The sequence below is a fragment of the Geobacter sp. AOG2 genome, assembly GCF_019972295.1.
GTDB lineage: Bacteria > Desulfobacterota > Desulfuromonadia > Geobacterales > Pseudopelobacteraceae > Oryzomonas.
On the sequence record NZ_BLJA01000001.1, the window covers coordinates 2,546,620 to 2,567,490 of the forward strand.

Annotated in this window: 23 protein-coding genes; 7 read left to right on the forward strand and 16 right to left on the reverse strand. The window is 56.4% G+C overall.

What is annotated here, in order from left to right; all coding sequences use genetic code 11:
- The first annotated feature begins 633 nt into the window (after nt 1–633).
- Nucleotides 634–1,797 (forward strand): hypothetical protein, encoded by a 1,164-nt coding sequence (locus LDN12_RS11665; protein WP_223922835.1) that lies wholly within the window; start codon nt 634–636, stop codon nt 1,795–1,797.
- Between the two features lie 70 nt (nt 1,798–1,867).
- Nucleotides 1,868–2,656: an FRG domain-containing protein gene (locus LDN12_RS11670; RefSeq protein ID WP_223922836.1), complete on the forward strand. Its 789-nt coding sequence runs from the start codon at nt 1,868–1,870 to the stop codon at nt 2,654–2,656.
- Between the two features lie 364 nt (nt 2,657–3,020).
- On the opposite strand, the gene LDN12_RS11675 is transcribed toward LDN12_RS11670, so the two are convergent.
- From LDN12_RS11675 to LDN12_RS11695, 5 genes are all read right to left on the reverse strand, one after another.
- A complete protein-coding gene (locus LDN12_RS11675) occupies nt 3,021–3,446 on the reverse strand; it encodes a rhodanese-like domain-containing protein (protein WP_223922837.1) in 426 nt (141 codons plus the stop codon).
- A 33-nt stretch (nt 3,447–3,479) separates the two neighbouring features.
- A complete protein-coding gene (locus LDN12_RS11680) occupies nt 3,480–4,223 on the reverse strand; it encodes an acyl-CoA dehydratase activase (RefSeq protein WP_223922838.1) in 744 nt (247 codons plus the stop codon).
- Between the two features lie 3 nt (nt 4,224–4,226).
- A complete protein-coding gene (locus LDN12_RS11685; protein WP_223922839.1) occupies nt 4,227–5,519 on the reverse strand; it encodes a double-cubane-cluster-containing anaerobic reductase in 1,293 nt (430 codons plus the stop codon).
- Between the two features lie 394 nt (nt 5,520–5,913).
- The gene (locus LDN12_RS11690; RefSeq protein ID WP_223922840.1) at nt 5,914–6,297 is read right to left on the reverse strand and encodes a hypothetical protein; all 384 of its coding nucleotides are present in this window, start codon (nt 6,295–6,297) and stop codon (nt 5,914–5,916) included.
- A gap of 234 nt (nt 6,298–6,531) precedes the next feature.
- Nucleotides 6,532–6,858, reverse strand: a complete 327-nt coding sequence (locus LDN12_RS11695) for a zinc ribbon domain-containing protein (RefSeq protein ID WP_223922841.1) — start codon at nt 6,856–6,858, stop codon at nt 6,532–6,534.
- A gap of 246 nt (nt 6,859–7,104) precedes the next feature.
- Here LDN12_RS11695 and LDN12_RS11700 point away from each other — a divergent pair, with 246 nt between their 5' ends.
- Together LDN12_RS11700 and LDN12_RS11705 are read left to right on the forward strand one after the other, a co-directional pair.
- Complete coding sequence (locus LDN12_RS11700) at nt 7,105–7,359, forward strand: type II toxin-antitoxin system HicA family toxin (protein WP_223922842.1); 255 nt, start codon at nt 7,105–7,107, stop codon at nt 7,357–7,359.
- Nucleotides 7,356–7,694, forward strand: a complete 339-nt coding sequence (locus LDN12_RS11705) for a type II toxin-antitoxin system HicB family antitoxin (protein WP_223922843.1) — start codon at nt 7,356–7,358, stop codon at nt 7,692–7,694. Before LDN12_RS11700 ends, LDN12_RS11705 begins: the two co-directional genes overlap by 4 nt.
- A 210-nt stretch (nt 7,695–7,904) precedes the next feature.
- Here LDN12_RS11705 and LDN12_RS11710 read toward each other — a convergent pair whose 3' ends face one another.
- The 5 genes from LDN12_RS11710 to hisI form a co-directional block, all read right to left on the reverse strand.
- A complete protein-coding gene (locus LDN12_RS11710) occupies nt 7,905–8,198 on the reverse strand; it encodes a hypothetical protein (RefSeq protein WP_223922844.1) in 294 nt (97 codons plus the stop codon).
- 159 nt (nt 8,199–8,357) lie between these two features.
- Nucleotides 8,358–9,260, reverse strand: coding sequence for a pseudouridine synthase (locus LDN12_RS11715; RefSeq protein ID WP_223922845.1), 903 nt, complete (start codon nt 9,258–9,260; stop codon nt 8,358–8,360).
- A 65-nt stretch (nt 9,261–9,325) separates the two neighbouring features.
- A complete protein-coding gene (locus LDN12_RS11720) occupies nt 9,326–9,523 on the reverse strand; it encodes a hypothetical protein (RefSeq protein ID WP_223922846.1) in 198 nt (65 codons plus the stop codon).
- Nucleotides 9,524–9,658: 135 nt separating this feature from the next.
- Nucleotides 9,659–10,534 carry an ATP phosphoribosyltransferase gene (gene hisG / locus LDN12_RS11725; protein WP_223922847.1) on the reverse strand — a complete coding sequence of 292 codons (876 nt, stop codon included), beginning with the start codon at nt 10,532–10,534 and terminating at the stop codon, nt 9,659–9,661.
- Nucleotides 10,535–10,686: 152 nt separating this feature from the next.
- Complete coding sequence (gene hisI, locus LDN12_RS11730) at nt 10,687–11,067, reverse strand: phosphoribosyl-AMP cyclohydrolase (RefSeq protein WP_223922848.1); 381 nt, start codon at nt 11,065–11,067, stop codon at nt 10,687–10,689.
- A 162-nt stretch (nt 11,068–11,229) separates the two neighbouring features.
- Between hisI and LDN12_RS11735 the strand changes: the two genes are divergently transcribed.
- Nucleotides 11,230–12,216 (forward strand): HD domain-containing phosphohydrolase, encoded by a 987-nt coding sequence (locus LDN12_RS11735; protein WP_223922849.1) that lies wholly within the window; start codon nt 11,230–11,232, stop codon nt 12,214–12,216.
- Nucleotides 12,217–12,398: 182 nt separating this feature from the next.
- Here LDN12_RS11735 and LDN12_RS11740 read toward each other — a convergent pair whose 3' ends face one another.
- The 5 genes from LDN12_RS11740 to LDN12_RS11755 form a co-directional block, all read right to left on the reverse strand.
- The gene (locus tag LDN12_RS11740; RefSeq protein WP_223922850.1) at nt 12,399–14,489 is read right to left on the reverse strand and encodes a transglycosylase SLT domain-containing protein; all 2,091 of its coding nucleotides are present in this window, start codon (nt 14,487–14,489) and stop codon (nt 12,399–12,401) included.
- A gap of 201 nt (nt 14,490–14,690) precedes the next feature.
- Nucleotides 14,691–15,572, reverse strand: a complete 882-nt coding sequence (locus LDN12_RS11745; RefSeq protein ID WP_223922851.1) for an ATP-binding protein — start codon at nt 15,570–15,572, stop codon at nt 14,691–14,693.
- Between the two features lie 254 nt (nt 15,573–15,826).
- Nucleotides 15,827–16,087, reverse strand: a complete 261-nt coding sequence (locus tag LDN12_RS17815; protein WP_238482101.1) for a DUF507 family protein — start codon at nt 16,085–16,087, stop codon at nt 15,827–15,829.
- The gene (locus LDN12_RS17820; RefSeq protein WP_238482102.1) at nt 16,084–16,371 is read right to left on the reverse strand and encodes a DUF507 family protein; all 288 of its coding nucleotides are present in this window, start codon (nt 16,369–16,371) and stop codon (nt 16,084–16,086) included. Before LDN12_RS17820 ends, LDN12_RS17815 begins: the two co-directional genes overlap by 4 nt.
- Before the next feature lie 55 nt (nt 16,372–16,426).
- Complete coding sequence (locus LDN12_RS11755) at nt 16,427–16,738, reverse strand: cytochrome c family protein (RefSeq protein WP_223922852.1); 312 nt, start codon at nt 16,736–16,738, stop codon at nt 16,427–16,429.
- A gap of 429 nt (nt 16,739–17,167) precedes the next feature.
- Between LDN12_RS11755 and hemW the strand changes: the two genes are divergently transcribed.
- Nucleotides 17,168–18,313 (forward strand): radical SAM family heme chaperone HemW, encoded by a 1,146-nt coding sequence (hemW, locus tag LDN12_RS11760; protein WP_223922853.1) that lies wholly within the window; start codon nt 17,168–17,170, stop codon nt 18,311–18,313.
- Nucleotides 18,314–18,519: 206 nt separating this feature from the next.
- Complete coding sequence (gene nuoE / locus LDN12_RS11765; protein ID WP_223922854.1) at nt 18,520–19,005, forward strand: NADH-quinone oxidoreductase subunit NuoE; 486 nt, start codon at nt 18,520–18,522, stop codon at nt 19,003–19,005.
- Between the two features lie 38 nt (nt 19,006–19,043).
- On the opposite strand, the gene LDN12_RS11770 is transcribed toward nuoE, so the two are convergent.
- Nucleotides 19,044–20,675 carry a methyl-accepting chemotaxis protein gene (locus tag LDN12_RS11770; protein ID WP_223922855.1) on the reverse strand — a complete coding sequence of 544 codons (1,632 nt, stop codon included), beginning with the start codon at nt 20,673–20,675 and terminating at the stop codon, nt 19,044–19,046.
- Nucleotides 20,676–20,871 lie beyond the last annotated feature (196 nt).

Below are 20,871 nucleotides of genomic sequence, written 5' to 3' on the forward strand. Positions count from 1 at the left end.
GGCACAACACGCGGGTCGAGATCCTTCTACGCTAACATGTGCTGTGAGGCGACTTGAAAAGTGCCTGGAACGAGATTCAAAGCTCGAAGATAAAATGGAACGGCTGCGGCTGGGCTTGAAAGTTCAAGTCTTCAAGTCCTGACCCCATCGAATTCCCCCTGAATCGTCCAACACGCGGCGGCACGCGGTCGTCGCTCCGCTCCGCCGGTGCGCCTTATGACGTTGAACAATTAGAAATACGAAGGGAGTCATATGACGGATCATTTGGATATTGTGCTGCCGATTATTCTGATAATTATTGCATTCCTGTTAAAGCTTTTCATGGACAGAAATGCAACACTACCACATTTCATAAAATCACTTTATGAACTTCCCGTTGATATTGTCTTTTTGGGTCTTACTTTCACAACGGCATTTACCATATCTGAAGCAAGCCATATGGCAAAGGGTATGTTCTACTTGTTTGTTTTTTTAGTAATTGCATTAATTAACGTAGTTCTTTGGCGAAGATCAACTACGCTATACGAACAGACTTCTTATAGCTGGGCGTCATCTCTATTTGTACTTAACGCTACAATTGCAGGTTATGTCCTTTACAGATCAGTCATTATAATAGCATCTTAAGGAGTATATATGTTTGAATTTGCTTATAAAGATGTTTTTATGCTTACACTGCTTGCATTATTATTCACTTTTGTTGTTATTGTATTAACATATCTCATGAAGCATATGCAAAGACAGAACAAAGAGCTTATAAATACAATGCGTGATTCATATGAAAAACAAATATATATGATTAATGATAACCTAACAGCATCAATGGATAGATGGCGTGATGTAAATCATCTTTTATTGAGTTCACAAGCAGTACAACCTGCTGTTGATCCATCTCAGAAAGTACGTTTTTCATCATTTTTAAAAGCAAATGGTGTCCGATCTGAGGAAATAGATCCAGATCCTAATCTTGTTTTTGTTCTAACACCTTTCAATAATAGATTTGATAATGTGTTTGAAACAATACGTAACACATGCCTGGATGTCGGCCTTAAATGCTATAGAGGAGATGAGGAATTTATTCAAGGCGACATCTTGCAACATATTCTAAAAGTAATATGTAAAGCTTCTATTATTATCGCAAATATTGAGGGCAGGAATCCGAATGTATTTTACGAACTTGGCCTTGCCCACGCAATGGACAAGAGTACTCTACTAATTTCAAAGACAGTAGATGCGCTTCCAATTGATATCAAATCAAAGAAAATAATTGTATATCAAGAATCAAATGATCTAAAAAGCAAGTTGAAAGACGAACTTTTAAAGCTTGCCTACATAAAGAAGAATAATAACAAACAAATAAACAAAAATAATTATCAAAATAACTTAGAGGTTACAGGCGATAAATACTTTACTGGTAAAGTATATTATGAACTTGAAAATGCCAGTAATGCGGCGCAACAGCAGACAAAGCCGCTATTTATTGTAATCTACGACAATAATAAGATGACTCGAAGCAAATTAGATCACTCCCTTGGATATTTTTTGGAGTATGAGACCACTAAGGATCTAGTAAACAATAATTTCATCCAGGTATTAGGAGAAGCCGCAGACCCTAATTTTAGCAAGCTCGTGCCAGAAGACGACCCCTTAGAAAACTGTCTTCTTGTAATCATGTCACCTAATGGCTATATATTGAGACGTGAGGGTGTTTATGCAAACCCTGATGAAGGACTTAAAAGGGTTAGAGAATCAATTAAAAGTTGGACCGAAGCATATAAAATAAATACTGAGTTCAACTAGCGGCAGCACTGGACCGCGGGAAAATGCCCCGCTGTCCGGTGTGCCTTATGGCGTTGGGCAGGAGAATTATATGAAAGTTTTACAGGATCAACTATTTGACAAAATAGCTGTTCCAAATTCATTTGAGGAAATTATTGAGATCGCTCAAACCACCATTCCTGACGCTTTAAATTACAATGTTAGGTTTTGGCGCGGGCAGAGTAACATTGAATGGCCAGTTCATAGCTCTGCATACAGACGATTAGCCATACGTGAAAAACAAGTAACCGAAAAAGCCATGCAAGCGTACGAAAAAAGACTTCTCCAAGAGGCTTCACATAAGGGGTACCGTTTTGTAGATGGCAAGCTACTGTCGGACTTGGAACTCCTAGCGAGACTTCAACATCATGGAGCAGCAACGCGCCTTGTTGATTTCACAAAGAACCTACTTGTGGCTTTATGGTTCTGTGTAGCGTCAGATGAAAAAAAGACAGGCTCCTTGATTGGCCTACACTGCTTCTACGTAGGAGGAACCGAAGGTACACTCAAAGTAAATCCATATGAGGAAGAAGTTGAAGATCTCGAAAAATATGATTACCCAAGGGTATGGGAACCACCTGCTGTTACAAACAGAGTTGCGGCCCAACATGCATTGTTCCTGTACAGTGACGTAATTTCTGCGAAGCATGGCAGTCTCAAATTTCCTGAAAATGAAAATGGTGCTTTAATTATTGTTATTAGCCCACAGTTAAAAGCCAAAACCAAGGTTATTCTTCAGCAAATATTTGATGTCCGGCATCTGACACTTTTTCCGGATCTCGATGGGTTCTCGTTTACTAATAATTGCACATTAGATCCATACAATAACATGAGGTGGTAAAGCGAAGTCATAACCCTCGGTGGCAGACGGTCTCCGCTAACGCTCCGCCGCTGCGCCAAAGCCCCGTTGGTCAAGGACAAAAGAGAGATGAATCCAGAAATAATAACACTTCATAAACATTGGTGTACCGCAGATGCGGTAAAACAATTCATATCAGCAGACGTGCCAGAAAAAGGAAGCGAGGAGTATCCCCAATGGTTCAAAAACTTGGGGAACACAGCTTCTGTACTACATAACGGCCTGCGATAAAACAAAAAAAGCCGCGCAGGGGATGTGCGGCTTTTCAGATACAAGGGCGGAGTTCAGTTTGCGTACCTGAATGCGGGGGGCAAACGTTCCGGGAACATACTTTTTCTCTGTAACGCTATTCCTGTTTGCCCCCTACCGTCAGCTCCTTGTACGGCCACTCCTGCATGCCGTCTTCGAGGATGAACAAACGGTTTTCGCCGACACCGCTCTCCTTCAGGTAGTCATACGTATTCTTGGCGCCGCTGCCGCCGCGGGGACAGATGATGACCACATCGTTCCGGGTCGCCAACAGCTTGGGTACCACCTTGTCCAGCTTGTGCCTGTCGTCGGCCGTTTTGACCGGAAAGGCGTTGGTCTCAACGGAGCCTTTGAAGTGATGCTTCTGAAAATCGGCCGGCACCTGAATATCGACGATGGCCATATCCTTGCCTTTTTCCAGCCATTCCTTGAACTGGTCGGGCTCGACATAGTTGTACGTGCCGGCCAAGGCTGTGGCGGCACAACCGACAAGGATCAAAACGAGCAACACGATGCGATTCATTTCCACTCTCCCGGTTCCGGATTTTATTTGATGCTACAGCGTAGACGCATGGAGCGCCGCTCCCAAGGCCCCGACAATCGACGGTGTGTCGGGAACCTGTACCGGCACCCCCAACTCCTTCTCCAGCAAGCCGATCAGCGTGGCATTGTTGGCAACGCCCCCCGTGAATACCAGATGATCGCCGTAACCGCTTTTGGCAACCATGGCCGCCAGCCTCCCCGCAACGGCAAGATGCACCGAGCGGGCGATGACGGCAGGCGGCACGCCGCGGTTCTTCAACGACACGACCTCCGACTCGGCAAAGACGGCGCACATGCTGTTGATGGGGCTCCCTTGCCCGGCTTCGGCCGCCGCCAGGTCAAAATCCTCCAGTGCGTAACCAAGGGAAACGGCCATCATCTCCAGAAATCGCCCCGTTCCGGCGGCGCACTTGTCGTTCATCTGGAAACCGGTTACCCGTCCGCGCTCATCCAATGAAATCACCTTGCTGTCCTGCCCCCCCACGTCGAGGATGGTCCGGCAGCCGGGGAACAGATGCCTGGCTCCCAGGGCATGGGCCTTGATCTCGGTGATGATATCCAGCGCCGCATGCTGCTGCATCAGATGACGGCCGTAACCGGTGGCCACCACGCGCGCGGCGGCATGCCGCTCTAAAAATGCCAGCGCCTGGCGGTGCGGGTCGAAACCGCTCTCCGTTATCTGGTAGCCGATGACGGCGTCATCATGCCACACCACGGCCTTGACGGTGCGCGAGCCGAGGTCGATGCCGACGTGCATCGATTATCCCCGGATCTGCTCGATGAAGGCTTCAACCCGTGTCTGCAGTTGACCGACATCGTCGGGGGAATAGTCGCTTTCTATGGCCATGAACGGTATGCCGCGCCGTTCGCATGCCTCGCGCAGCTTGACCGCCTCGATGTTGTAGGTATGGCAGAACTGCAGGCAATAATCGATGATGCCCTGGGCTCCCGACTGCTCGTATTCCTTGAGGACCTGGTCGATGCGGTCGTCGTTGGGGGTAAAGCAGGAACAGTCGATTTTCATGTAGCGTTCCGTCAACCGCTCCAACTGCTGGTCGACCGATGTTGAGCCTTCGTCGATCAAATCCTTGTAGTAACGGGTGCCGATGCAGCTCTCTTCGTTGACCACCACGGCGCCGGAGGTTTCGATGATGTTGTGCAGTTTCCAGTTGGGCAGCGCCATGGGAGTGCCGGATACGAGGATGCGCGGCGTTGTCGCCGGAGCAACGGCAACGCCCTCCTCAATCCGTTTTTCCAGTTCTTCGCAGAGGGCAAGGACCTTTTCCGTGAAGCGAACCGGTTCGTCATAGAAGGCGATCTGCTCGATCAGCAACATGTCCTTGCCGCTGATGGGGGACGGATTGGCGTGACGCAGCGTATTCAAGCGCTGCAATGCGGCACGCTTGCCGTTGATAACCTTTATTGCGGCGGCGATGTCGTCGAATCCGGTTTCGGTACCGCTTATCCTGTCCACCGCAACCTTGAAGTCCTTGACCTCCTCAACCCAGAGATGCTTGTCCCGCTCCCGCTTCATCTGGGGGATTTCCATGACATGGGTCGGGACGTGCCGGTCGAGCAGTTCCCAGGTCTTTTTCTTGGCGTCGCAGGTTGTTTCGCCGTAGACCAGGTCCACGGCCTGGAAGTACGGGCAGATCTTGCCGACCTTGAAACCGAAGGCCGATTTGACCATAGGGCAGATATTGCGGGGAAGGGTCTTCTCGGCATCGGCAATGGAGCCCTGGGCGCCGCCGCACAGGCCGACGCAGACGCCGCCGGCGGCTACGATCAACTCTTCCGGGACATACACGCAGAAGGTGCCGATGACCGGCTTGCCGCTTTCCTTCACGGCCATGATTTCATCGATCCTGCCGGTATGGATGTTTTCGACCATGCCGTCGAAGTACGCCATAGCCGCCGGGCGGTTCTTCTGGGAGAGAAAGATGTTGGTGTATGCCGTTGTCAGCATCGGCGGCATGCCGGAAAACCGGGCTACGTCCATGCCCAACCTCTCCCACAGTTCCGGGTCCGATTTAACGTTAAAGGCCTCGCTCATGTTCCCTCCTCATTAATATATTCATGAATCATGATATATAAGTGATACCGTCATATTGTCAAATTGATAATACCCATCCGATTGGTGCAAACTATTGATAAAATGAATGTGTTTATCCTTTGGGCCACGTTGCGGACCCTTTTTCCCAAAGATCCCATCCTGCCGACACGAGGATGAAACAAAAAAAGCCGCACAGGGGATGTGCGGCTCTTCGGGTGCGGCTATCGGTGCTCATGGCGCCGATTATTTCGTTTGTTTTCGATTCGGAAAGGAGGGTTTTTTCGCCCAGGCCAGGAAATCAAGGGATTGCGCGGAGGCGTACATAGGTACGCCGCACAAGCAAGCACGAAGATTGACGCCGCATGGGCGGAAAAGAACCCTTTCCGGACGAAAACTATTTCATGTTCTGCATATCCTTCATATCCTTCATGGTGTCTTCCTTGAGATCCTTGGCACCCTTGGTCACGGTATCCTTCTTTTTCTTCGCGGCGTCCATCTTGCCTTCGGCCTTCTGTTTCTTGGCCTTGGCGGCGTCGGCCTTGGCCTTTGCCTTATCCTTCACGTCGGCCTCTTTCTTGGCAGCCTTGGCCTTCATGTCGGCTTCCTTTTTCGCGGCCTTGTCTTTCACATCGGCCTTCTTCTTCGCGGCCTTGTCGACGGTGGCGGCGGATTTGTTCAGCAGGTCGTCGGTCTTCTGCATGGGATCGGCGGCCAGGACACCGGCGGCGAATGCGAGATTGGCAATAAGTGCGGCGCAGAGCGCAGTTCTTCTTTTCATCGTATTTCCTCCTTTGGAATGGACTACATTATACTTTTATAATCCCATATACCCCGTCGATCAACCCGAAAATCCCCACGCCGGGGCGCAGCATGCCGTGACGGCAATATTTCGTGTACAAATTCAATAAGTTGAGCGACATCAGAAAATCGACTTCTGCCACAGAGACACGGAGACACAGAGAAAACCTTTATAAAACATGAACAGGAACCCAAGCCCGCCTGCCCGCCCCGCCTACATTCCGTTAAGCAGTTTGTAATACCCGCTCAGGCTTTTGAGGGATTCCAGGGTCGCCTGGTACAGGTACCAACTGAGCACCAGCGTTACGATGGTGAGCACGATCTTCCAGGCGCGCGACGTATTCGGGCGAAACCAGATTAGCGGCAGGGCGAACGGCCCCACGCTCAGGAGCGCCACGACGATAAAACCGGTGCGGAAGTACCACCTGGTCCCGGCACCCTTGGAGAGCAGCCGGGCGGACGAGTCGAGAAACTCGCCGCAGTGCTTGCACTTGATCGCATCGTCTTGAATTTCTTCGGCACAGAATGGGCACTTTTTCATTTTCATTTCTTTCGATTATACGGTTTCCGGAACTTGACGGTGAAAACCACTGTAGGCCCCGGTTCGTCGTTTCTGGTAATTCTTATCCTGATTAGCACTGGTCTTCCGCCGGGTAAAGAGCGTGCCGCCAAAAAGGTAACTCCTCCCCCGCTGGGGGAGGGGACCTGCATCAAATAGATGAGTTGGAGATCGGTTACGCTCAGAATCCCTATTGCCACTAGTACCAACTTATGGTACTAATTTATTGTGAAGCGAAAGCATACTAAAACCCTCGAATCGATCTTTGCTCATCCGGTTCCGGCCAATATACAGTGGCCGGACATCGTAGCGCTTTTCCGGGAGCTGGGAGCCGAGATCACCGAACGGGAAGGCTCACGCATCGGTGTGCGTCTCTTTGGCGACCGGCGGGTGTTTCACCGTCCGCATCCTTCGCCCGATACCGATAAAGGGGCCGTAACAGCCATTCGCAAATGGCTTGAAGAAAATGGGGTGACACCATGAACACCATGGACATAAACGGTTATCAGGCAGTGATTTCATTTGATCCCGACATCAACATGTTCCGGGGCGAATTTGTCGGGCTCAACGGCGGCGCGGATTTCTACGCCACCACGGTAGACGATCTCCGCAAGGAGGGAGAAATCTCCTTGAATACGTTCCTGGAAATGTGCGCCGAAGAGGGTGTGGAGCCTCGCAAACATTTTTCCGGAAAGTTCAATCTGCGTGTGCCCCCGACGTTGCACGAACGTCTTGCCGCTCAAGCTGCCGCTCATGGTAAAAGCATTAATGCCTGGATAACCGAACTCCTGTCGAAAACTACCGCCCACGTTCATTAGGAAGGGTCAGTAGGGGCCCTCTCCATTTACATATTATGAAGAATGGAGACGCGCCCCTTATATGGCTTCCAGAAGGGGCATTTTTTCATGGTTTTTCTTTCGGGAGGTGGCTTTACGGATGGCCTACGAGTGAAGCAAAATAGGTCAATTCGTAGGTTACGTTGATTTGCATCTCCTTCTTGGAGTTACTGTCGATGCGATCCTATTGGGTCACAGAATGTTATTTATAATGTAGTAATTCAAAAAAGATCCTGGCAGCCATAAAACAGCGCCTAAAATCTCTATTTTTTTACTATAGGAGGGATCAGATAGCTCTTTAGCAATTTTTATTGGAACAATAGACAGAAAGAGGAACGCCACCAACCAAAAAAAACGGATTACCATTGTTCCTTGATTAACAGCAGTTGCAAACGTAGAACCGCTTATCTTGCAGACGACAGGAGCAGAGATAGCCGCCCCCCAAATTGGCGTAAATGCTAAAAAGACCATAAGTGCCTTTTTCATGTTTGATCCTTTGATCGCATAAAAGTGTAATCCGCAGAGTCCCGTCTCCATTATTCGTTTTATGAAGAATGAAGAAGCTATTATAAATAACTTAGCACCCCCCCATCTAAGGTTTGATATACAGGCTTTTACGAGAAGAGTCCAGCAAGTTTCAGCCCTCTACGCCCCTGCCCCGCCCACGGCCAAACACACCCCCAGCCGCGCAATAACCGCATCAGGCGTCTGCCCGAGATACCGCTGCACCAGCCCCCAGAACCCATCCGGCAGCGGCGCGCAGACCGTCAGCGGCCCTGCCTCCGGCCTGACCACGACCGTGCGGAACGAATGGAGGGCAAACCCGTCGTAATCGGGCAACTCTCCCGCGCCGTAGCGCTTGTCCCCCAGCACCGGGTGGCCGATCATCTCCAGGTGCCGCCTGATCTGGTGCATGCGTCCGCTGATGGGGGTCACGGCCAACAGGGCGTTCCCCTCCCCGTGCAGCAGGATCGTGTAACGGGTCTCCGATTCCTTGTCGTCCAGGGGCTCGGCAATGACGCCGCTCTCGTCGGGAACTCCCTTCACCAGCGCCAGGTAGAGCTTGTCCAGGCCGGTCTCCTTGACCTGGCGGCCGTACATGCCCGCTGCCGAGGAACTCTTGGCCAGGATCACGGCCCCGGACGTTCCCCGGTCCAGGCGGTTCACCGGGTAGAGCTTGCAGGGGGTGCCGCGCCGGGCCATGTAGGCCGTCCCCTCGTCCACCAGATTGTCCTCCAGCTCCGCGGTGCGGTGCATGGGGAGGCCGGCCGGTTTGTTGACGATGGCCACCTGGTCGTCCTCGTAGAGCAGGTCCAGCGCAGGGCGGGTCTGGCTGAGCAGGGAGGTGGTGGCGGAGCTTTCCTTGAGGGTCACCCGGTCGTTCACGGCTAAAAGCGTGTCAGGCGTTGCGGTGGCGGCGTTGAGTTTGGCCGCGCCGTTCTTGATCAGCTTGCGGCAATAGCCGGGGGAGGCGCCGGGCATAAGGGTGCGCAGAAAGCTTTCCAGCCTGCGGCAATGGTCGATGTGGGTGATATCGAAGGTGAGCATGGTGTGTGGGGTGTGTCTTCCTCCCCTCCTAATTTAGGAGGGGGAACGTTCCGGGCGGCGCGCCGCTACAGGGAAATCTTGCGGTCGCGCATCAGGTGGGTAAGGGAGCGGTCGTAGGTCTTCTCGCCCGCCGGGGTGAACATGCAGGCGGTCGCCTCGCTCTTGTCCCGGTGATAGGCCACGCACTGGCAGCAGTTGCCGCGCCGCGGACAGGCCGGGGTGTAGGTGCAGCGGCAGTCGTCGCCGGTTCTCGTACAGGTCATAAATGTTTCTCCCCGGAACGCGCCTTTTCCGCAATCCCGGCGTTGACCTTCAGGATGCTTTCGTGCGACGTAGCGCTGCTACGCCTCCTCGGCATCCCTCGGTCGCCTTGGCCTTGTGAAAAAATTGCGTTCCTCTTAGATGATTTTATTCAACGGATACTCGATAATTCCCTCCGCGCCGAGTTTTAAAAGCTCCGGCACCACCCGCCGCACATCCTTCTCGGACATGATGCTCTCCACCGAGAGCCAGTCGGAGTTGTACAGGTGCGACACGGTGGGGTTTTTCAGGCTGGGCAGGACCTTGGTGATGGCCTCGATCCGGTCGGCCGGGGCGTTCATCTTGAGGCCCACCATCCCCTCGGCGGCCAGGGAGGATTTCAGCAGGGTGGCGATCTGCTCGATCTTTTCCCGCTTCCAGGGATCGGCCCAGGCGGCCTTGTTGACGATCATGACCGGCACGGACTCCATGAGGTCGCAAACGATGCGCAGGCCGTTGGCCTTGATGGTGGAGCCGGTCTCGGTCACCTCCACGATGGCGTCGCACAGGCCGTCAACCACCTTGGCCTCGGTGGCGCCCCAGGAAAACTCCACGCTCACCGGGATATTGCGTTCGGCGAAGTAGCGCTTGGTGAAGCCGACCAGCTCGGTGGAAATGGTGGCGCCGTGCAGGTCTTCCGGTCCCTGGACCTTGGAGTCGCCGGCCACCACCAGCACCCAGCGGGCCGGGCGGCGCGACACCTTGGAGTAGACCATCTCGCAGACCTCCACCACGTCCGCCTCGTTCTCCCGCACCCAGTCGCGCCCGGCGATCCCGGCGTCGATGGTGCCCCGCTCCACGTACTTGCCCATCTCCTGGGGACGGATCAGCTTGCAGTTCATCTCGCTATCGTCAACGCCGGGGAAGTAGCTGCGGGAGGAGATGCTGATCTGCCAGCCGGCTTTTTTGAACAGCTCGACGGTGGCGTTTTCGAGACTCCCCTTGGGAATCCCGAAGTTCAGTACATTACTCATAACAACCTCGCATGATGTCGATTTTGATTTTCCTGGTGGATGCGATTTTTGCGCAAGGCCAAGGCGACCGAGGGCTGCCGGGGAGGCGTAGCAGCGCTACGTCGCACGACAGCATCCCGAAGGTCAACGCCGGGATTGCGGAAAAGGCGCATTCATCCCTTTTTATAGACCTCGTCCGGGTTAAAGAGCGGGTTGCTATGCTCCACCCATTCGCCATTCTCCCACTTAACGTAAAAGCAACTGCGATTACCCGTATGACAAGCCGCCGGGCCGTTCTGCTTCACCTTGATCACCACGGTGTCGGCGTCGCAGTCGGTCAGGACCTCTACCACCTCCTGGGTGTTGCCCGACTCCTCGCCCTTCATCCAGTACTTGTTGCGGGTCCGGCTGAAGAACCAGGTCTTGCCGCTCTCCAGGGTCAGGTCGAGGGTCTTTTTGTCCATAAAGGCCACCATCAGCACCTCGCCCGTGGCGTGGTCCTGGATAACGGCCGGGATCAGGCCGCCCATCTTGTCGAAATCGATCTGAATCATGTGTCCCCCCACGAATAAGTTAAGGCAGAGACTATACGAAAATACCCTGCCAAATGCAATTGGCAAGAATTATTAGCATGGAATAATTAAGTTATTTATTGTTGACGGCGGCACGCCGGAGACCTATTTTAACCGAATCCAAAATCGGACGGCGGGGGGTGCATGCAGGAAATCATTCTAGTCGTGGACGATGATAAAGCCATATTGAACTACACGGCCAAACTTTTGACCGAGGTGGGCGCCAATGTGCTGACCTGCAACTCCCCGGTCAAAGCCCTGTCGATCATCAGGGACGAGCCGGTCGCCATTGTGGTGTCGGACTACTACATGCCCGAGATGACCGGACTGGAACTTTTCCACCGCATGCGGGAGTTTTCCCACAGCATCGTCAAAATCCTCATGACCTCCAAGGCCGACCTCGACATGGCGGTGGGCGCCATCAACAGCGGCGAGGTTTTCCGCTTTCTCTCGAAGCCGTGGCAGGATGCCGAGATGATCGCCGCCGTGCGCGACGGCGTTCGGCGCTACCGGATGCTGCGGGCTTCCAGCGAGGATATGGAGTTCCTCCTCCACGCCCTGGGGCAGACCATCGAGCTGAAAGACACCCTTACCAAGGGGCATTGCGACCGGGTGGCCACCTATGCGGAGATCATCGCCCGGAAACTGGGGCTCGACATGGAGGCAAAGCACGACATCAAGGTGGGAAGCTGGCTCCACGACTGCGGCAAGATCGGCGTTCCCGAGGCGATCCTGAATGCCGACCGGGGCCTGAACGACGAGGAGATGGAGGTCATCCGCAAGCACCCGCTCTGGGGGGCGACCGTGGCCGAGGCCGCCAACATGCCGGCCATGGTGGTGAATATCGTCCTGCACCATCACGAATACTACAACGGCGGGGGCTACCCCCTGGGCCTCGCAGGGCAGGACATACCTTTGGAAGCCAGGATCGTGGCGGCGGCGGACGTCTACGACGCCCTGCGTTCCTCGCGCCCCTACCGCCCCGGATTTTCCTATGATGAAACCCGGGGGATCATGCAATCCATGTCGGGCAAGCAACTGGACCCGGCCATACTGGCGACGCTCTTCGACGGGTTGGAGGCGCACCGGGACAAAAGCGGCGACCACCCTTTACCCCCCAGGCTGAATTGACGAAGATATGGGATTTATGGGATTTATGGGACCTATAGGACTTATAGGACTTATGGGACTCATAAGACTCATAAGTCCCATTAATCTCATAAGTCCCATTGATCCCATAAGTCCCATTGATCCCATAAGTCCCATTGATCTCATAAGTCCCAGGTTCCCCCTCACCAATCACTCCGCCGCAGCTATTTAAACCCGTACAACTTCCGGTAGGTGGCCGCCGTGGCGTAGACCTTCTTTACGTATTCCCGCGTCTCCTGATAGGGGATGCTTTCGATGAACTCGTCCTTCTTCAATCCCTTGAAGTTCTTCCTCCACCGGTCCACGGCGCCCGCACCGGCGTTGTAGGCGGCGATGGTATAGACCACATCCCCGTCGAACCGCTTGAGCAGGTCCCGGAGATGCCGGGTACCCAACATGAGGTTGCAATCGGGGGAAACCAGGCGCTGCGGGTCGAAAGGCCCCTTCTCCCGCGCCACCTGCCCGGCGGTGGCCGGCATGAGCTGCATCAGGCCGATGGCCCCGGCGCCGGATTTTACCGCCGGGGAAAAACAGCTCTCGGCGCGGACCAGGGCCAAGACCAACCCTTCCGAGAGGTCGTTGACGGCGGCCTGCTGACGGATGTGATCCCCATAGGCGACCGGATAGCCGGCCGCCCAGAGCGGCAGGCTCGCCGGTTCCCACTTTATCGGCCGGTTTTGCAGGAACAGGGAGATGGCGGAGCCATAGTCCCCCATCTCCAGGTAGACGCGGGCCAAGCCAGAAAACGACACATTCCTGTCGCCGAGCTTTTTGCGGGCAACCGACATCTCGACCCGCGCATCCTCCGCCATCCCCAGGGAGGCAAGAAGTCGCGGCTTCTCGAAGCCGGACGGCAGGGGCAGCTCCGCCAGGGCATTACGCTGGCCCAGCGACGGGCGCTGATCGGCAATGCCCGTCCGGTCCCGGTACCAGGTGGCGTAGAATCCGGCCGGGTACTCATCCAGAAGCTGACGGTAATAGGGTGCGGCATCGGCGGAAGGCACGTTCTCCAGCGCCCGCGCCAGCCAGTACAACGCTTTTTCCCGCACGCCGTCGTCCTTCAGCTGCGCCTTGAACGCTTCGGCGGCATCGGCGTATTCGCCGGCCAGATAGCGGCACCAGGCGGCCTCCCAGGTGGAGCGGGGCACGAATTTCGAATCGGGGAAGCTCTTGAAAACCTGCTCGTACAGGCGCGACGCCTCGGCAAAACGCCCCATGTTCTTACGCAGGCCGGACGCTTCCATCAGGGCGTCGTCGGCGAACTCCTGCTTCTTCCCTTCACCGGCCATCTCCATGTAGAGGGCAAAGGCCTGATCAACCTGCCCCTGGCGCTCCAGCGACTTGGCCCGCCAGAAGCGCGCCTCGGAGCGCACGCCCTCCACGGGGCTGGCGGTTGCCCGCAGGAAGTACGTCTCGGCCAGCTTGAAGTTCCGCAGGCGATACTGGGCCATGCCGGTGCGGAAATCCACCCGGCCGGCGAAACCGGCCGGCTGGCCGTCGACAGGGATCGTCGCCATCATCTTCAGGGCCGCGCTGAACTCGTTCCGGGCATACAGGCCGGAGGCCCGCCGGAAAAGCTCTTCGGCCGTAAACGGGGCGGTTGCGACGCCGCCCTTTTCCAGGTCGGCCAGCCGCTCCCGGGCTTGTTTCGCCTGGGTCGAGGTCGGATTGTTCAGCCAGATGCTGCGATAGACCAGGGCCGCGCCGGCCTTGTCGCCGTTCTCCTCCCGGCTGCGGGCCGACTGGAACAGGGCATCCACCGAATCGCCGCCGGACGCGTACCGCTCCACAAAGGCCTGGTACGCCTTGAGCGCCCCGCGGTAATCTCCGGCCCCGAACAGGCTGTCAGCGGCCAGTTTGTCGGCGCGGCGGAGCAGCAGGGAGGAAGGATAGGCCTTGCCAATGGCCGCGGCCTTGGCGGCGGCCTCGGCATACCGCTTCAGCTTCAGGAGCGACTCGGCCTGGTACAGGGCCGCATAGTCCGCGACCAACGGCAGTTTCTGTTCCGCCTCCATCAACAGGGGCAGGGCCTCGTCCGCCTTTCCCAGGCGCAAGGCCGCCATACCGAGCAGAAAGCTGCGCTTGGGCGATGCGGCGCTTTTCTTCGCCAGCATATAGGCGTCGCCGTAATCCTTATTCCGAAACTGTGCGGCGGCCAGGGGCACCAGATCGTCGGCGCGGGAGGGGACCGCGGCGGTAAAACAAAGGGAAACGCCGGTCAGGGCGATAAGAAGCGGTTTGTACGGTCGTTGCAACGTGAACCTGCCTTTCGTGAAAAAAGGCCGCGGACGAGTGCCCATGGCCCTGCGGTAATGATTCGTCAACCTGCGGTTCAACTGCCTTGTTTTCTCTGTACCTTTGTGAACTTTGCGAGAGCCGGCCTTTGTTTGCTTTGCCGGTTTTCTCCGTGTACCTCTGCGTCTCCGCGTCTCTGTGGCGGACGTTGACTTTTCTCCCTACCCCCGGGCCAAGAGCCGCTTTCCCACCCAATGGCTGGCGAACTGGTAGGCGATGCGGCCGCTGGCGTCCCCCTTGTGCTGGGACCAGAGGATGGCCGCCTGCCGGGCTTCTTCATCCCAGATCTGTTCGGTCTCCAGTTTGACGCACAACTTGCCGACCCACTGGCGGACCACCTCCACGTACTGGTCCTGGCTGAAGGGATGGAAGCCCACCCAGAGGCCGAAGCGCCCGGACAGGGAGATCTTCTCCTCCACCGCCTCGCCGTGGTGGATCTCGTTATTATACAGCATGGCCCCGCGGTTGTCGCTTTCGTACTCGGGCAGCAGATGGCGGCGGTTGGAGGTGACGTAGATCAGGACATTCTCCGGCGGCGCGTACACCGAACCGTCCAGGGCGCTCTTCAGCATCTTGTAGCTGGACTCCCCGGTCTCGAAGGAGACGTCGTCGGAAAACACGAGGAAACGGTACGGCTCGTTCTTGATGACGTCGACGATATCGGGCAGGTGCACCAGGTCGTCCTTGTCCACCTGGATCACCCGCAGCCCCTGGGACGCGTAGCTGTTGAGGATGGCCCGCACCAGGGACGACTTGCCGGTTCCCCGGGTCCCCCACAGCAGGCAGTTGTTAGCCGGCAGCCCGGCCAGGAACTGGCGGGTGTTCTCCTCCACCATCCGTTTCTGCTCGTCGATGCCCAGAAGATCGTCCAGGGAGATGCTCGCCACCACATCCAGGGGTTCCAGATAACCGGCAAAGGAATGGCGGTGCCAGTTGGCGGCGGTTGTGGCGGACCAGTCGATAGCCGGGATAGGCCGTGGCAGGAGCTGTTCCACGGAGGTCAGCACCCGCTTGAGTTGGGCTGTCAGTTCGGGATCGAGCATGCGCTGTGATCTTTCCGTTTCGTGTCGGTCTTAACAGGCTGTTGAAAAACTCAGGTTGTTCAAAAATAGTCAGATCGTCGCACCCGCAGAAAGCCCTGCGGAGGCGTAGCAGCGCTACGCCGCACAAAAGGGTTTTCGAGGACGGCGGCGTATAATTATGCGTGAGCAAAATTATCGGTGACGGAGCGATAGCGTAGTCATCCCGTTGAGCGGGACGCCGATAGGCGCTAAGATGGCTGTTTTTCAACAACCTCTTAAAGATGCCGCTTGGCCAGCTCTTCCTGGTAAAACTTCTGGTAGAGAAGTTCCCAATCCCGGCTGCCCTGGGCGTGGTTCCTCAATTTGGCGCGCACCGTGGCGTCGATCTCCTCGACAGCGCCGAAGAAGGCCTCCAGGGATTGCTTGACCCGTGCCAGAGCCCGGCTTTCGTCGGTCACATCGGCCAGGTCGTCGCGCCAGATGCGATTGACCACCTCGTGGGCCATGTTGGATATGCGGTCTTCGGAGAGGCTCATAGTACGATCTTCCGTTCCTTTGCCAGCTTTTCCTTGATCATCCTGAGCATCTTGCGCCGGTCGATCTCCGCGGCGCCCCGCCCCAGGGCGGCAACGGTCTCGTCCAGCAACCGTTCGGCGTCCCGCTCCAGCAGTTGCTCGCGGTTGAAGTCATTGTGTATGGCCTTGACGATTCCGGCCACCACGGCGCTCCGCTCCCCCTTGGGCTTGATCAGCCCTTCGGCGTCAAGGTCGCTGTACACCTTTTCGGCCAGGCGGTGTATCTGGTCGTCCCTCAGTCGCATAATCCCCCAAAGAGAAAGGCCCGCCTCGCGGCGGGCCATCGGTTCGCGTCGCTATTTATTTCAGAGTCTTCAGATACCCCAGCAGGGCGTCCATTTCCGCCTTGGGCAGGGTAGCGAAAGAAGGCATGGCGGAGGACGGGTTCTTCTTCCTGGGATTTTCCAACTGGGCCTTCAGGGCGTTTCCCTTCAGCCTGGCGCCGATCTTGGTCAGTTCCGGGCCGATGGCGCCGCCCCCTTTACCCTTGACCATGTGGCACATGGCGCATTTCTGTTTAAATACCTGCTCGCCCCTGCTCTCGGCTTGGGCCGCAACCGTAACGAACGCGACGGCGACGAAAGCGACCAGGATGGCAACTGCGCGTCTCATGACAAATCTCCTTGGTGATAATTTGGAATGAAGGGGCATTGTACCCAATCCAACTGAAATTGCAATCCCATAAGGAAGCCATGGACACAAATTTACCGACAGTATGGTCGGCCTCCTCCGGACCGGCGCGGACAACCTGCTCATGCCGCAAACCCGCCATGACTCCTGATGCAGGTGCCATGGCGGGTTTTTCTGTTGTATTATTTATCCCGATTTCTTATAAGTAAACGGTAAACAATCGGATACTTCAGAGGGGGTTGTGTGCCGGACAAAAAATTGTTGATATTTTTAGGGATCATTGCAGTGGTTCTGCTATCGCTTCTCCCCGCCGCCATCAAGCATTTTGTAGAGCATATAAAAAACCAGAAGAAGAAATGATACCCGCGTTGCCGTCAGTTACGAGCCCCCTTACCTCCGCGTAACCTCCTGATGTTCACACGCCTGTACCTCCATATCCCCTTTTGCCGCCGCAAATGCCCGTATTGCGCATTTGTCTCCCAAGAGTCGGCTTCCGCCGACCTGGACGGCTACGCCGAAACCTTGCTGGCGGAGATGGGCCTTGCCGCCCAGGCCTTCAGAGCGGAGAGACCGCTGGCGTCGGTCTATTTCGGCGGCGGCACCCCTTCCCTGCTCGATCCGTCCCACATAGCCCGGATCCTGGAGCGGGCCTCCGACCTGTTCGGTCTGGGGCAGGGGGCCGAGATCACCCTGGAGGCCAATCCGGGCACCGTGGACCAAAAACGGCTGGCGGCCTTCCGCAGCGCCGGGGTCAACCGCCTCTCCCTGGGGGTGCAGTCCTTCGCGGACCCCATGCTGGCGGCACTGGGACGCATCCACAGCGCGGCGGAGGCCGGGGAGGCCTTTCGGGCCGCCCGCACGGCCGGCTTCGACAACATCGGCATCGACCTGATCCATGCCCTGCCGGGCCAAACCCTCCCCCTGTGGCGCACTGAACTGGAACAGGCCCTGGCCCTGGGGCCGGAACACCTCTCCGTCTACGGGTTGACCGTGGAGGAGGGCACCCCCTTTGCCGCGCGCTACACCGACGATAGCCCGCTCCTGCCCGACGAGGACCTGGCGGCAGCCATGTTCGAGGAGGCGGACGACCTGTTGACGGCCGCCGGGTACGAACATTACGAGATCGCCAACTATGCCCTGCCCGGCCGCCGTTCGGACCACAACAGCGGCTACTGGCGCCGGGACGGCTATCTGGGGCTGGGCTGCGGGGCCCACTCCTTCCTGCGGCGGGGGTACGGCGTCCGTTTCGGCAACCCCGCAGACCTGGAGGCCTATGCCGGGGCAATCGCCCAGGGCCGCCTTCCCCATGGGGAGACGCAGAGCCTCACCCGCCAGGACGCCCTGGCCGAGTTCATGTTCCTGGGCCTGCGCATGGCGGACGGCATAGAAGAGGAAACGTTCCGGCAGGAATTCGGGGTCGGCCTGGAGGAGACCTTCGGCAGGGAGGTGTCGAAGCTGGCCGCCCTGGGGCTCTTGGAAACGGACGGCGGCAGGATTCGCCTCACCCGGCGCGGCATGCTCCTCTCCAACCAGGTCTTCGCACGTTTTTTGCCGTGATTTCCCCTTGCCACGATCTGTAAACCAACTATAATCCCTACAATGACATCTTGGCCACAGAGCCACAAAGGCACAGAGGAAAATCGAAAACCGGTTAACGATTCCTTCCCCCCGCTGGGGGGAGAAACTATTCAGGTTCAGCCCTTGACGTTCTCCGTGTCTCTGCGGCTCTGTGGCAAACATATTTTTCAGGATAATCGACGACCATGATCCCGACACAGCTCAAACAGGAACTGGAACAGCGCGTGGCCCAAGCCGTCACCCACCGCGAAGCGGCGGTGGATGTGATGAAGGGCTTGCAGCGCCACTACGGCTGGCTGACCGACGAGGCCGTGGCCGAGGCCGCCGCCATCCTGGGGCTCTCCACCTTGCAGGTGGAAGAGTTGGCCACCTTCTACGAGATGATCTACCGCCGCCCCGTGGGGCGGACGGTGGTGCACGTGTGCGACTCCATCTCCTGCTGGGCCATGGGTGGCGAGACACTTCTTCGCCATCTGGAACAACAGTTGGGGATCGCTGCCGGCGAAACCACCGCCGACAACGCCGTGACCCTGCTCCCCTGCTGCTGCCTGGGCAACTGCGGCAACGGCCCGGCCCTGATGATCGGCGACCGGCTCTTCGGCCCGGTCTCCCCGGAACAGGCCATGGCCATCATTGCCGAACACCGCACTCCCCCAGCCGTTGACCCGTGACGCCAGGTCCCCGATAAAAGGAATTGCAGACCGGGTATCTAGGCCAGCTTGAACTGGCCCACCAGACTGCGCAGGTCCTCCCCCAGACGGGAAAGGCTGGATGATGCGGCAGCCGTATCCTGGGAACCTCGGGAGGCGTCCATGATCACCTCCGAGATTTTGTGGATGTTGCTGGTGATCTCGTTGGTCGTGGCGGTTTGCTCTTCCGCTGCCGTGGCGATCTGGCTTATCTGCATGGTCACGGCGTTAACCTGCTCCAGGATTTCCTGCAGCGAGACCTCCAACTGGGCCGCTTCCTGAGCGCCCTTCTCCGTGCCGATGACGCCCTCCTCCATGGAGACGATGGCGTTTCTGGTCTCCTGCTGGATCGACCGGATCATATCGCCGATCTCCTTGGTGGCCCGCGTGGTGCGTTCAGCCAGGGCCCGCACCTCGTCGGCCACGACGGCGAACCCCCGCCCCTGTTCGCCGGCCCGGGCCGCCTCGATGGCCGCGTTCAGGGCCAGGAGATTGGTCTGATCGGCAATATCCTCGATGGTGCTCACGATGGCGCCAATCTGATCGGAACGATCACCCAGGGAGGCAACCGCCTGGGCGTTTTCCTTGGTCCGGGCGCCACGATCGCGGATGCCGTCAACAGTCTTCCTGACCACATCGAATCCTCTCTGGGTCGTTTCCACCGCACGGGTGGCGCTCTGGGCCGCCATATGGCAATTATTGGCGATATCCAGTCCCGTTGCCGCCATCTCCTCGCTGGCCGTCGCCACGGTGCTTGCCTGGGCGGCAACCTCCTCAGTGCTGACAGCCATCTGCTCGGCGGTGCCGTTCAGTTCAAAAGTGGCCGAGGCCAACGTGGAGGTGGTCCCGGCAACCCCTGATATGGTATGGGACAGCTTGTCCATGAACTGGTTCAGCCAATGTGCCGCCTGGGCCATCTCGTCCTTGCCCTTGATCTCGACCCGCTTGCTCAGGTCACCCTCACCGGATGCAATATCCCGCAAACGGTCGATCAATTCGTTGAAGGAACTCTGCATGACCCGCCAAAACACGAGCAACAGTACATTGACCAGCACGATGGTCAGGACCAGGGTGGCGACGGTCATGGTGAAGGTCTTCACCGTGAAGGCGTCCAGCGACGCCCGCTCGGCCTTCATATCCTTCTTTATGTCGTTCTGGGTTTCGATGATCCGATCTTTGATCTGGCGCCACTTGGGGGTTTCCTTCTGCACCAGTAGCTCTATCGCCTCCGATTGTTTGCCGTCCCTGGCCAGGCGGATAACCTCATCCTTGATGGTCTCGCCCTCCTGCCAGAGGGGCGGCAGCTTATCCAGGCGCTTGGCATAGTCCTTTATCCCGGCGGCGGTTGCGGTGGCCTCCTTGTGCAGCTTGAGAAACTCTTCGGATGCCTTCTTGTAGTTGGCGAAGGCTTTTTCATCCGCGGGATTGAGGATCACGTTGCGGATGGCCTGTTCGGTCTGGAGACCCTGGGCCAGCATCTCACCCACCGTGGAGCCGAGGGTCTGGTACTTGTCGGCGTAGAGTTCGAAACGTTCGTTCGTCCCCCGCATGCCCCGGTAGGAAACCATCATGGCAATCAAAAGGAACACTGTGGAAAGCCCTGCAAAAATCGTGAACTTCCAAGCCAGGTTAATACTCCTGAACAACGTCATGAATCACCTCCCAAACCAGGATTTTTATAGCTAAATAGCGCATATAGTATAAATATTTATTAATAATTATGCATAAAAATACCTATAAAACAACAATAAATCAATGATGAATATCACATTATACTACGTTATTTAACGTAATAAATGCTATTTTGGGACAATATGGGAACAATTGGTTCGAAGTATTTGGAGCAGG

Excerpts from the sequence above, each read along its gene's own strand:
- LDN12_RS11680 (WP_223922838.1), bottom strand. The coding sequence starts at position 4,223 with ATGCACGTCGGCATCGACCTCGGCTCGCGCACCGTCAAGGCCGTGGTG.
- LDN12_RS11715 (WP_223922845.1), bottom strand. The coding sequence starts at position 9,260 with ATGCTCACCTTCGATATCACCCACATCGACCATTGCCGCAGGCTGGAA.
- LDN12_RS11695 (WP_223922841.1), bottom strand. The coding sequence starts at position 6,858 with ATGAAAAAGTGCCCATTCTGTGCCGAAGAAATTCAAGACGATGCGATC.
- LDN12_RS11745 (WP_223922851.1), bottom strand. The coding sequence starts at position 15,572 with ATGCTCGATCCCGAACTGACAGCCCAACTCAAGCGGGTGCTGACCTCC.
- hemW (WP_223922853.1), top strand. The coding sequence starts at position 17,168 with ATGTTCACACGCCTGTACCTCCATATCCCCTTTTGCCGCCGCAAATGC.
- LDN12_RS11720 (WP_223922846.1), bottom strand. The coding sequence starts at position 9,523 with ATGACCTGTACGAGAACCGGCGACGACTGCCGCTGCACCTACACCCCG.
- LDN12_RS11690 (WP_223922840.1), bottom strand. The coding sequence starts at position 6,297 with ATGAAAAGAAGAACTGCGCTCTGCGCCGCACTTATTGCCAATCTCGCA.
- LDN12_RS11735 (WP_223922849.1), top strand. The coding sequence starts at position 11,230 with ATGCAGGAAATCATTCTAGTCGTGGACGATGATAAAGCCATATTGAAC.
- LDN12_RS11705 (WP_223922843.1), top strand. The coding sequence starts at position 7,356 with ATGAACACCATGGACATAAACGGTTATCAGGCAGTGATTTCATTTGAT.
- LDN12_RS11710 (WP_223922844.1), bottom strand. The coding sequence starts at position 8,198 with ATGAAAAAGGCACTTATGGTCTTTTTAGCATTTACGCCAATTTGGGGG.
- LDN12_RS11675 (WP_223922837.1), bottom strand. The coding sequence starts at position 3,446 with ATGAATCGCATCGTGTTGCTCGTTTTGATCCTTGTCGGTTGTGCCGCC.
- LDN12_RS17820 (WP_238482102.1), bottom strand. The coding sequence starts at position 16,371 with ATGCGACTGAGGGACGACCAGATACACCGCCTGGCCGAAAAGGTGTAC.
- LDN12_RS11770 (WP_223922855.1), bottom strand. The coding sequence starts at position 20,675 with ATGACGTTGTTCAGGAGTATTAACCTGGCTTGGAAGTTCACGATTTTT.
- LDN12_RS11755 (WP_223922852.1), bottom strand. The coding sequence starts at position 16,738 with ATGAGACGCGCAGTTGCCATCCTGGTCGCTTTCGTCGCCGTCGCGTTC.
- LDN12_RS11665 (WP_223922835.1), top strand. The coding sequence starts at position 634 with ATGTTTGAATTTGCTTATAAAGATGTTTTTATGCTTACACTGCTTGCA.
- hisI (WP_223922848.1), bottom strand. The coding sequence starts at position 11,067 with ATGATTCAGATCGATTTCGACAAGATGGGCGGCCTGATCCCGGCCGTT.
- LDN12_RS11670 (WP_223922836.1), top strand. The coding sequence starts at position 1,868 with ATGAAAGTTTTACAGGATCAACTATTTGACAAAATAGCTGTTCCAAAT.
- LDN12_RS17815 (WP_238482101.1), bottom strand. The coding sequence starts at position 16,087 with ATGAGCCTCTCCGAAGACCGCATATCCAACATGGCCCACGAGGTGGTC.
- hisG (WP_223922847.1), bottom strand. The coding sequence starts at position 10,534 with ATGAGTAATGTACTGAACTTCGGGATTCCCAAGGGGAGTCTCGAAAAC.
- LDN12_RS11685 (WP_223922839.1), bottom strand. The coding sequence starts at position 5,519 with ATGAGCGAGGCCTTTAACGTTAAATCGGACCCGGAACTGTGGGAGAGG.
- nuoE (WP_223922854.1), top strand. The coding sequence starts at position 18,520 with ATGATCCCGACACAGCTCAAACAGGAACTGGAACAGCGCGTGGCCCAA.